Below are 10005 nucleotides of genomic sequence, written 5' to 3' on the forward strand. Positions count from 1 at the left end.
ATGACGCTGCGCCGCGGCCGCCGACTGGCCATCGACGTCGGGGACGCCCGGATCGGGGTCGCTTCCTGCGACCCCGACGGGGTGTTGGCCACACCGGTGGAAACCGTGCCCGGCCGGGACATCCCGTTCGCCCACCGGCGGCTGCGGCAGCTCGTGCAGGAGTACGAGCCGCTCGAAGTCGTGGTCGGCCTTCCCCGCTCGCTCAGCGGGCGGGAGGGGCCGGCCGCGGCCAAGGTGCGGGTCTTCGCCAACGAACTCGCCAAGGGCATCAAGCCGGTGACGGTCCGTCTGGTGGACGAGCGGATGACGACGGTCACCGCGGCCCAGGGGCTGCGGGCCTCCGGGAAGAACGCCAAGAAGGGGCGGTCGGTCATCGACCAGGCGGCCGCCGTGGTGATCCTTCAGAACGCTCTTGAGACCGAACGGGTATCAGGTAATCCGCCCGGTGAGTGCGTCGAAGTGGTTGTCTGATCGCGATACGGTAACGTTCCGCGCGATGTGACGGCATTCGAACAGCCGTCGCCCACCACTTCAGAGGCGGAACCGGGTGCCGTGGCGTAGAGCCGCTGCCTCCGTCTCGCGGCTCTAGGGGATCGATGACTGAGTATGGCCGGGGCCGCGCCCCCGAACCGTGGCACCCCGAGGACCCCTTGTACGGGGACCAGGGGTACAACGGGCATCCGGCCCAGCAGGGTCAGATGCCTTACGCCGGTGGCCCGCAGGAGCAGTACGCGCAGGCGCCGCAGCACCAGGATCTCCAATTCCAGGACCCGCAGTTCCAGGCCCCCCAGTTCCAGGACGGGCAGCAGTACCAGCAGCACCCGGACCAGTTCCAGCAGCAACAGCAGTACCAGCAGGAGGGCTACCTCCCGCACCAGCAGTACCAGCCGAACGACCAGCCGCAGCCGCAGCCGCAGCCGGCGTACGGGGGCCGGCCGGGGGACACCGGTCAGGGCCAGTACGCCGACGTGCCCGCGCCGGTCGTGGACCCGTACGCGGGGGCGGACCCGTACGCCCAACAGACCGGCGGCGGCTTCCCCGGTGAGGCCCCCGACCTGTACGCGACCCCGGAGGCGTTCCCGCCGCCGGTGCCCCCGAGCCGGCGCCACCTGGAACCGGAGCCCGGGAGCCGGGACACCGACGTCCTCACCGACGACACCGAAGAGGAGTCGGCGCTCCCCGAGGGCGACGACGGCCGCACCGACGGCGGTGGCCGCCGCGCGGGCCGTTCGAAGAAGGCCAAACCCAGACGCCGCGGCATGTCCTGCCTGGTCGCGGCCGTTGTGGCCACCGCCGTCCTCGGCGGTGGCGGCTACTACGGCTACACCTACATCAAGGAGCGGTACGGCCCGGGCGAGGACTACGCCGGCCCCGGCCTCGAAGAGACGGTCGACGTCGAGATCCCCAAGGGCGCCACCCTCGGCCAGATGGGCAGCATCCTGCAGAAGGCCGGGGTCGTCGCGAGCGCCAAGGCGTTCGTGAGCGCCGCGAACACCCCCAAGGGCAAGGGCATCCAGCCGGGCACCTACCCGCTGAAGAAGAAGATGTCCGCCGCCGCCGCCGTCGCGCTGATGACGGACCCCTCGAAGCTGAACGTGATCATCATTCCCGAGGGCAAGCGAAACGTCGACGTCTACGCGATGATCGACAGCAAGCTCGACAAACCGCCGGGCACTACGCAGGACATCGCCAAGCGCGAGGCCAAGAACCTGGGCCTGCCGGCCTGGGCCGCCAGCAACCCGAAGATCATGGACCCGCTCGAAGGGTTCCTGTACCCGACACGCTACGACCTGACCAAGACCATGTCCCCCGAGGTCTTGCTCAAGCAGATGGTCAAGAACGCGAGCGACAAGTACACGGCACTCGGCCTCGAAGCCAAGGCCAAGGATCTTGGGCTGGAGAACCCCCTGCAGGTCGTCACCGTCGCCAGCCTTGTCAACGCCGAAGGCATGAACCACGACGACTTCAGGAAGATGTCGGACGTCATCTACAACCGCCTGAAGAAGACCAACGACGTCACCAACCAGAAGCTCGAATTCGACTCCACGATCAACTACCTCAAGGGCACGAGCAACATCAACGTCTCCCGCGCCGAGACCAAGACGCTCGACCACCCTTACAACACCTACTTTTACAAGGGTCTGCCGCCGGGTCCCATCGGCAACCCCGGCTCCGACGCCCTGAACGCCTCGCTCAACCCCGACCGGGGGGGTTGGATGTTCTTCGTGTCGATCGACGGCCAGAAGACGACCTTCACCAAGACGTTTGCCGAGCACGAGAAACTGGTCGCGGAGTTCAACGACCGGCAGAAGCAGAAGAACGGCGGATAGCAGTACATGTCACGCATACGGGCCGCGGTGCTGGGATCGCCCGTGGGGCACTCCCTCTCGCCGGTGCTGCACCGCGCCGCGTACCGGGAGCTCGGCCTCGCCGACTGGTCCTACGACCGGTTCGAGATCGACGAGGCGGCGCTGCCCGGATTCATGGCCGACCTCGGGCCGGAGTGGGCCGGGCTGTCCCTGACCATGCCGCTCAAGCGGGCGGTCATCCCGCTGCTCGACGACGTCAGTGGCACCGCGGCCTCCGTCGAGGCCGTCAACACCGTCGTCTTCACCGAGGACGGCCGCCGGCTCGGCGACAACACCGACATCCCCGGCATCGTGGCCGCGCTGCACGAACGCGGCGTCGAGAAGGTCCCGGCCGCCGCGATCCTCGGCGCCGGCGCCACCGCCTCCTCGGCGCTGGCCGCGCTCGCGCGGATCTGCACCGGCGAGGTCACCGCGTACGTCCGCTCCCGCGCCCGGGCCGACGAGATGCGCCGCTGGGGCGAGCGGCTCGGCGTCGACGTCCGCACCGCCGACTGGTCGCGCGCGGCCGAGGCGCTGGCCGCGCCGCTGGTCGTCGCCACCACCCCGGCCGGCGCCACCGACGAGCTGGCCCCCGCCGTGCCCACCGCCCCCGGCACCCTGTTCGACGTCCTCTACGACCCCTGGCCCACCGCCCTGGCCGCCGCCTGGTCCGGCCGCGGCGGCGCCCTGGTCGGCGGCCTCGACCTGCTCGTCCACCAGGCGGTGCTCCAGGTCGAGCAGATGACCGGCCGCACGCCCGGGCCGCTCGCCGCCATGCGTGCCGCCGGAGAGCGGGCCCTCGCCGCCCGCTAGGGTCGGAACCGGCGGTGTCCGGAGGGCGAGGGGGGTTCGTGTGGACGCGATCGGGACCGGTCATGTGATGGCATCCAGGTGGGATGCGGCGTACGGCGTCGTGGTGTTCGCCCGGGTGCTGCTCGGTACGCTTCCGGCCTGGGCGAAGTGGACCATCGGCTCCCTCCTGGCCGTCGCGGCCCTCTGGGAGGGTTTCCAGTGGTGGCGTCGGCGTGGGATGGCCGTCCGATAGCTGGACCGGAGCGCGGTGTACGGGTACGGACGTGGGAGGATCGGGTACGGCGGGTCCGGGCCGCGCACCCTGATCGCGCCGTGGCTGTACCAGGCGCGAGCATGAGGAGCATCGTTGAGCAGGTTGCGTTGGCTGACCGCGGGAGAGTCGCACGGACCGGCCCTGGTGGCGACGCTGGAGGGCCTTCCCGCCGGCGTCCCCGTCACCACCGAGCTGGTGGCCGACCACCTGGCCAGGCGCCGACTCGGCTATGGCCGCGGTGCCCGGATGAAGTTCGAGCAGGACGAGATCACCTTCCTCGGCGGCGTCCGCCACGGGCTCTCCCTCGGATCCCCGATCGCGGTGATGGTGGGCAACACCGAGTGGCCCAAGTGGGAAACGGTCATGTCGGCCGACCCGGTGGACCCCTCCCTCCTCAAGGACACCGGCCGTAACGCGCCGCTGACCCGCCCGCGCCCCGGCCACGCCGACCTCGCCGGCATGCAGAAGTACGGCTTCGACGAGGCCCGCCCGATCCTGGAGCGCGCCAGCGCCCGTGAGACGGCGGCCCGCGTGGCCCTCGGCGCGATCGCCCGGTCCTTCATCAAGGAGACCGCCGGCATCGAGATCGTCTCCCACGTGGTCGAACTGGCCTCCGCCAAGGCCCCGTACGGGGTCTACCCCACCCCCGCCGACGTCGAGAAGCTCGACGCCGACCCGGTGCGCTGCCTCGACGCGGACGCCTCGAAGGCGATGGTGGCCGAGATCGACCAGGCCCACAAGGACGGCGACACCCTCGGCGGCGTCGTGGAGGTGCTCGCGTACGGGGTGCCCGTCGGCCTCGGCTCGCACGTGCACTGGGACCGCCGCCTCGACGCGCGCCTCGCGGCCGCGCTCATGGGCATCCAGGCCATCAAGGGCGTCGAGGTCGGCGACGGCTTCGAGCTGGCCCGCGTGCCCGGCTCGCAGGCCCACGACGAGATCGTCAGCACCCCCGAGGGCCTCAAGCGCACCACCGGCCGCTCCGGCGGCACCGAGGGCGGCCTGACCACCGGCGAGCTGCTGCGCGTGCGCGCCGCCATGAAGCCCATCGCGACCGTGCCGCGCGCGCTCGCCACCGTCGACGTCGTGACCGGCGAGGCGACCGTCGCCCACCACCAGCGCTCCGACGTCTGCGCCGTCCCGGCCGCCGGCATCGTCGCCGAGGCCATGGTCGCGCTCGTCCTCGCGGACGCCGTCGTGGAAAAGTTCGGCGGCGACTCCGTCCCCGAGACCCGCCGCAACGTCCGCTCGTACCTCGACAACCTGCAGATCCGGTGACCGGCGGGCCCCTGATCGTCCTCGTCGGGCCCATGGGGTCCGGCAAGTCCACGGTGGGCGGACTCCTCGCCGAGCGGCTCGGGGTCCCCTACCGGGACACGGACGCCGACATCGTCGCGGCCCAGGGCCGCGAGATCGCCGACGTCTTCGTCGACGAGGGCGAGCCGTACTTCCGTGAGCTGGAGCGGCGGGCGGTCGCGGCCGCCGTCGCCGAGCACGACGGAGTCCTCGCGCTCGGCGGCGGGGCGATCCTCGACGCCGGTACCCGCGAACTGCTCGCCGGCCTGCCCGTCGCGTACCTGTCGATGGACGTCGAGGAAGCGGTACGGCGCGTCGGCCTGGGCGCCGCGCGCCCGCTGCTCGCCGTCAACCCGCGCCGCCAGTGGCGCGAGCTGATGGACGCCCGCCGCCACCTGTACACCGAAGTCGCGCGCGTCGTGGTGACCACCGACGACCGCACCCCCGAAGAGGTCGCCCAGGCGGTCCTCGACGCTCTGGAGTTGAAGGACGTATGACAGACCAGGTGACGCGGATCAACGTCGGCGGCAGCGCGGGACACGCGCCGTACGACGTGCTGGTCGGCCGGCAACTGCTCGGCGAGCTCGGCGCGCTGATCGGGCCGAAGGCCCGGCGCGTGGCCGTCATCCACCCCGAGGCGCTGGCCTCGACGGGCGAGGCGCTGCGGGACGACCTGGCGGCGCAGGGCTACGAGGCCGTCGCCATCCAGGTGCCGAACGCGGAGGAGGCCAAGACCGTAGAGGTCGCGGCGTACTGCTGGAAGGCGCTTGGGCAGTCCGGGTTCACCCGCACCGACGTGATCGTGGGCGTGGGCGGCGGTGCCACCACCGACCTCGCGGGCTTCGTCGCCGCGAGCTGGCTGCGCGGCGTGCGCTGGATCGCGGTCCCGACCACCGTGCTGGCCATGGTGGACGCGGCCGTCGGCGGCAAGACCGGCATCAACACCGCCGAGGGCAAGAACCTCGTCGGCGCCTTCCACCCGCCGGCCGGTGTGCTCTGCGACCTCGCGGCCCTGGACTCGCTGCCGGTCCACGACTACGTCAGCGGCCTCGCCGAGATCATCAAGGCCGGTTTCATCTCGGACCCGGCGATCCTCGACCTGATCGAGGCGGACCCCGAGGCGGCCCGCACGCCCGCCGGCCCGCACACCGCCGAGCTGATCCGCCGTTCCATCCAGGTCAAGGCCGACGTGGTCTCCAGCGACCTCAAGGAAGCCGGGCTGCGGGAGATCCTCAACTACGGCCACACGCTGGCGCACGCCATCGAGAAGAACGAGCGCTACAAGTGGCGCCACGGCGCCGCCGTCTCCGTCGGCATGGTGTTCGCCGCCGAACTCGGCCGGCTCGCGGGCCGGCTGGACGACGCGACCGCGGACCGGCACAAGGCGGTGCTCGCCTCCGTCGGGCTGCCGCTGACCTACCGGGGCGACCAGTGGCCCAAGCTGCTGGAGACGATGAAGCTCGACAAGAAGTCCCGCGGCGACCTGCTGCGGTTCATCGTGCTCGACGGGCTGGCCAAGCCGACGGTCCTGGAGGGCCCGGACCCGGCGGTGCTGTTCGCCGCCTTCGGCGAGGTCGCCGCGTGAGCCGGCGCGTCCTGGTCCTGAACGGCCCGAACCTGGGCCGGCTCGGCTCGCGCGAGCCCGACGTGTACGGGGCCACCTCGTACGCCGGGCTGGTGGAGAGCTGCCGGACGGTGGGCGCGGAACTCGGCTTCGACGTCGAGGTCCGCGAGACCAACGACGAGGGCGAGCTGGTGCGCTGGTTGCACGAGGCGGCCGACGGCAAGATCCCGGTCGTGATCAACCCGGGTGCCTTCACGCACTACTCGTACGCCATGCGGGACGCGGCGGCGCAGCGCACCGCCCCGCTGATCGAGGTGCACATCTCCAACCCGTACGCCCGCGAGGAGTTCCGGCACACGTCGGTCATCGCCTCGGTGGCCACGGGGACGGTGGCGGGCTTCGGCCTGGGCTCGTACCGGCTGGCGCTACGGGCGCTGGCTGACGAAGTCGACGCCTGACCCTCCCGGCCGCCCGGCGCGCCCTCGGCGCGCGGGGTGGCCGGGAGGCCGCCCGCGGTCAGATAACGTTCTCGCATCAGTGGCCGGAACGAGACGGAGTGGCAGCGGATGCAGCAAGGAGTGGGGGGCGGCGGCTGGGGGCAGTCGGGACAGCATCCGCAGGCGCCCCCGCAGCCGCCCATACCCTCGGCGCAGGGCTGGCCCGGGACCGGGCAGCCGCCCTCCGCCCGGCCCCCGGCGCGGGAGCCCGGCGGATACGTTCCGCCGCCGCCCCCGCAGGCGCCCGGTCAGGACGCCACCGGGCACATCCCGCTGCCACCCGCCGTCGCCCCCGGGACCGGCGCGGCCACCCTCGCGGTGCTGCTGATCGGCCCGGCGGGCGCGGGCAAGACGACCGTCGCCCGGCACTGGGCCGCCACCCGGCCGGTGCCGACCGCCCACGTCAGCCTCGACGACGTCCGCGAATGGGTCTGCTCGGGTTTCGCCGACCCCCAGGCAGGCTGGAACGACCACTCCGAGGCCCAGTACCGCCTCGCCCGCCGCACCTGCGGCTTCGCCGCCCGCAACTTCCTGGCGAACGGCATCTCCTGCATCCTGGACGACGCCGTCTTCCCGGACCGGCCCGTGGTCGGGCTCGGCGGCTGGAAGCGGCACGTGGGCCCCGCCCTGCTGCCGGTCGTCCTCCTGCCCGGCCTGGAGGTCGTCCTGGAGCGCAACGCGGCCCGTTCCGGGAACCGCAGGCTCTCCGACGAGGAGGTCGCCCGCATCCACGGGCGGATGGCCGGCTGGTACGGGTCGGGCCTGCCGATCATCGACAACTCCCAGCTCGACGTGGAGGGCACGGCGCGCGCGCTGGACGAGACCCTGGCCCGCGTCATAGGTCCGCCCGCCCACTGACGGCCGGGGGCGGCGGCCTACGGCCCGGGGACGGCCCGCGGCCCCGGACGGCGGCTCTCGTCAGGCCGGATCGGCGGTGCGCTCGTACGCTCGAATACATGTCAGACGTGTACGCGGCCCGTCGGGCCCTGCTTCGCGACCGCTGCGCCGCCGCGGGCAACGCCGCCGCGCTGATCACGCGTCCGGCGAACGTCCGCTACCTCACCGGCGCCTCCCCGCCGGGAGCCGTCCTGCTGGTCGGTCCGGCCGAGGACGCGCTGTTCTGCGGCGGTGCGCCGACCGGCGAGAGCGACGAAGGCCGCCTCGACGAGCAGCTGCGGGTCACCGTGCTCGGTGTCCCCGGAGGGGACCCCGCGGTGGCCGCCGCCGACCTGGCCGCCTCCGTACGGGCCGACTCCCTCGCCGTCGAGGAGCACCACCTCACCGTCGGCCGCCACCGGGCCCTGCACTCCGTCGCGCCGAAGCTGCGCCTGGCGGACCTCGGGCTCGCCGTCGAACAGCAGCGTCTCGTCAAGGACGAGGAGGAGATCGCCTGCCTGCGGATCGCCGCCGAGATCGCCGACCAGGCCCTCGGCGAGCTCTTGGAGTCGATCCTCGTCGGCCGCACCGAACGCCACCTCGCGCTGGAGCTGGAACGACGCCTGGTCGACCACGGGGCGGACGGGCCCGCCTTCCCCACCTCAGTCGGCACGGGCCCCCACTCCGGCCGATCCCGGCACCGGCCCTCCGACCGCCGGGTCGAGGAGGGGGACTTCCTCTCCGTGTGCCTGGGCGCGAACTACCGGGGCTACCGCTGCGAGATCGGCCGTACGTTCGTGATCGGCACCACCCCGGCCGCGTGGCAGATCGAGCTGTACGACCTCGTCTTCGCCGCCCAGCGGGCCGGCCGTGAGGCCCTCGTGCCGGGCGCCGCCTACCGCGACGTCGACCACGCGGCGCGCTCCGTGGTGGACTCCGGGGGGCACGGCGAGGCGCTGGCCGCGTCCACCGGACACGGTGTGGGCCTCGAAATCGACGAGGACCCGCAGCTTGCACCTACGGCCATGGGTAAACTGGACGCTTGCGTGCCGGTCACCGTCGAACCGGGGGTTCACCTCCCGGGCCGGGGAGGTGTCCGGATCGATGACACGCTCGTCGTACGCCCCGAGGCGGACGGCGGTCCAGAGCTACTCACCATTACGACCAAGGAACTGCTCGCGCTGTAGCCCGCTCGACCGGGCTGTGCGCGCACCCGTGGTCTTCCAGTGCAGGAGATTCCGCAACCGTGGCTTCCACGAACGACCTCAAGAACGGCATGGTGCTGAAGCTCGACGGGGGCCAGCTCTGGTCCGTCGTCGAGTTCCAGCACGTCAAGCCCGGCAAGGGCCCGGCCTTCGTGCGTACCAAGCTCAAGCACGTGCTCTCCGGCAAGGTCGTCGACAAGACCTTCAACGCCGGCACCAAGGTCGAGACGGCCACCATCGACCGCCGTGACATGCAGTTCTCGTACATGGACGGCGATTACTTCGTCTTCATGGACATGGAGACCTACGACCAGCTGATGGTCGACAAGAAGGTCGTCGGCGACGCCGCCAACTTCCTCATCGAGGGCTTCACCGCCTCCGTGGCCCGCCACGAGGGCGAGGTGCTCTACGTCGAGCTGCCGGCCGCCGTCGAGCTGGTCATCCAGCACACCGACCCGGGCGTCCAGGGCGACCGCTCCACCGGTGGCACCAAGCCGGCGACGCTGGAGACGGGCCACGAGATCCAGGTGCCGCTCTTCGTCAGCACCGGTGAGAAGATCAAGGTCGACACCCGCACCAGCGACTACCTCGGCCGGGTGAACAGCTAACCGTGGCTGCCCGGAGCAACGCGCGAAAGCGCGCTTTCCAGATCCTCTTCGAGGCCGATCAGCGCGACGTGCCCGTGCGCGAGGTCCTCGCGGACTGGATCCGCCACGCGCGGTCGGACGACCGGCAGCCGCCGGTCAACGCCTTCACGATGGATCTTGTCGAGGGGTACGCCGACAAGGTGAACCGCATCGACGACCTGATCGTCACCTACGCCGTGGACTGGGACCTCGACCGCATGCCGGTCGTGGACCGGAACATCGTGCGACTCGGCGCGTACGAGCTGATCTGGGTGGACGACACCCCGGACGCCGTGGCGATCGACGAGGCCGTCCAGCTGGCCAAGGAGTTCTCCACGGACGAGTCGCCCTCGTTCGTGAACGGGCTGCTGGGCCGGTTCAAGGACCTCAAGCCGAGTCTGCGCCGCGAGTAGTTCGCGGCAGACCGGTCGGAACGGAGGGCCCGCGACGCTTCACGGCGTCGCGGGAGCCGCAGATGGCCCCGTACTCCTCGGCCCTCGCCGTCGAGAACCTCTGGCTCGCCGCCC

Annotated in this window: 12 protein-coding genes; all 12 read left to right on the forward strand. The window is 71.8% G+C overall.

The window, feature by feature from the left end; translation table 11 throughout:
- Nucleotides 1-471, forward strand: a complete 471-nt coding sequence (gene ruvX / locus ABZ934_RS28660; RefSeq protein ID WP_361318605.1) for a Holliday junction resolvase RuvX — start codon at nucleotides 1-3, stop codon at nucleotides 469-471.
- A gap of 125 nt (nucleotides 472-596) precedes the next feature.
- The gene (gene mltG, locus ABZ934_RS28665) at nucleotides 597-2330 is read left to right on the forward strand and encodes an endolytic transglycosylase MltG (RefSeq protein WP_361318607.1); all 1734 of its coding nucleotides are present in this window, start codon (nucleotides 597-599) and stop codon (nucleotides 2328-2330) included.
- 6 nt (nucleotides 2331-2336) lie between these two features.
- Entirely contained in the window at nucleotides 2337-3161 is an 825-nt protein-coding gene (locus ABZ934_RS28670; protein WP_361318609.1) for a shikimate dehydrogenase, read from the forward strand.
- 67 nt (nucleotides 3162-3228) lie between these two features.
- Nucleotides 3229-3393, forward strand: a complete 165-nt coding sequence (locus tag ABZ934_RS28675; RefSeq protein WP_361318611.1) for a hypothetical protein — start codon at nucleotides 3229-3231, stop codon at nucleotides 3391-3393.
- A 114-nt stretch (nucleotides 3394-3507) separates the two neighbouring features.
- The gene (gene aroC, locus ABZ934_RS28680; RefSeq protein WP_361318613.1) at nucleotides 3508-4692 is read left to right on the forward strand and encodes a chorismate synthase; all 1185 of its coding nucleotides are present in this window, start codon (nucleotides 3508-3510) and stop codon (nucleotides 4690-4692) included.
- Entirely contained in the window at nucleotides 4689-5207 is a 519-nt protein-coding gene (locus ABZ934_RS28685; protein ID WP_361318615.1) for a shikimate kinase, read from the forward strand. Before aroC ends, ABZ934_RS28685 begins: the two co-directional genes overlap by 4 nt.
- Nucleotides 5204-6295 carry a 3-dehydroquinate synthase gene (gene aroB / locus ABZ934_RS28690; RefSeq protein ID WP_361318617.1) on the forward strand — a complete coding sequence of 364 codons (1092 nt, stop codon included), beginning with the start codon at nucleotides 5204-5206 and terminating at the stop codon, nucleotides 6293-6295. The genes ABZ934_RS28685 and aroB overlap by 4 nt, the downstream gene beginning before the upstream one ends.
- Nucleotides 6292-6732 (forward strand): type II 3-dehydroquinate dehydratase, encoded by a 441-nt coding sequence (gene aroQ, locus ABZ934_RS28695; RefSeq protein ID WP_361318619.1) that lies wholly within the window; start codon nucleotides 6292-6294, stop codon nucleotides 6730-6732. The genes aroB and aroQ overlap by 4 nt, the downstream gene beginning before the upstream one ends.
- A gap of 108 nt (nucleotides 6733-6840) precedes the next feature.
- Nucleotides 6841-7629, forward strand: a complete 789-nt coding sequence (locus tag ABZ934_RS28700) for an AAA family ATPase (protein ID WP_361318621.1) — start codon at nucleotides 6841-6843, stop codon at nucleotides 7627-7629.
- A gap of 98 nt (nucleotides 7630-7727) precedes the next feature.
- The gene (locus ABZ934_RS28705; protein WP_361318623.1) at nucleotides 7728-8834 is read left to right on the forward strand and encodes an aminopeptidase P family protein; all 1107 of its coding nucleotides are present in this window, start codon (nucleotides 7728-7730) and stop codon (nucleotides 8832-8834) included.
- A 59-nt stretch (nucleotides 8835-8893) separates the two neighbouring features.
- A complete protein-coding gene (efp, locus tag ABZ934_RS28710; protein WP_361318625.1) occupies nucleotides 8894-9460 on the forward strand; it encodes an elongation factor P in 567 nt (188 codons plus the stop codon).
- Between the two features lie 2 nt (nucleotides 9461-9462).
- The gene (nusB, locus tag ABZ934_RS28715) at nucleotides 9463-9891 is read left to right on the forward strand and encodes a transcription antitermination factor NusB (protein ID WP_361318627.1); all 429 of its coding nucleotides are present in this window, start codon (nucleotides 9463-9465) and stop codon (nucleotides 9889-9891) included.
- Nucleotides 9892-10005: the final 114 nt, after the last annotated feature.

Origin of the sequence: Streptomyces sp. NPDC046557 (assembly GCF_040645975.1) — a bacterium.
GTDB lineage: Bacteria > Actinomycetota > Actinomycetes > Streptomycetales > Streptomycetaceae > Streptomyces.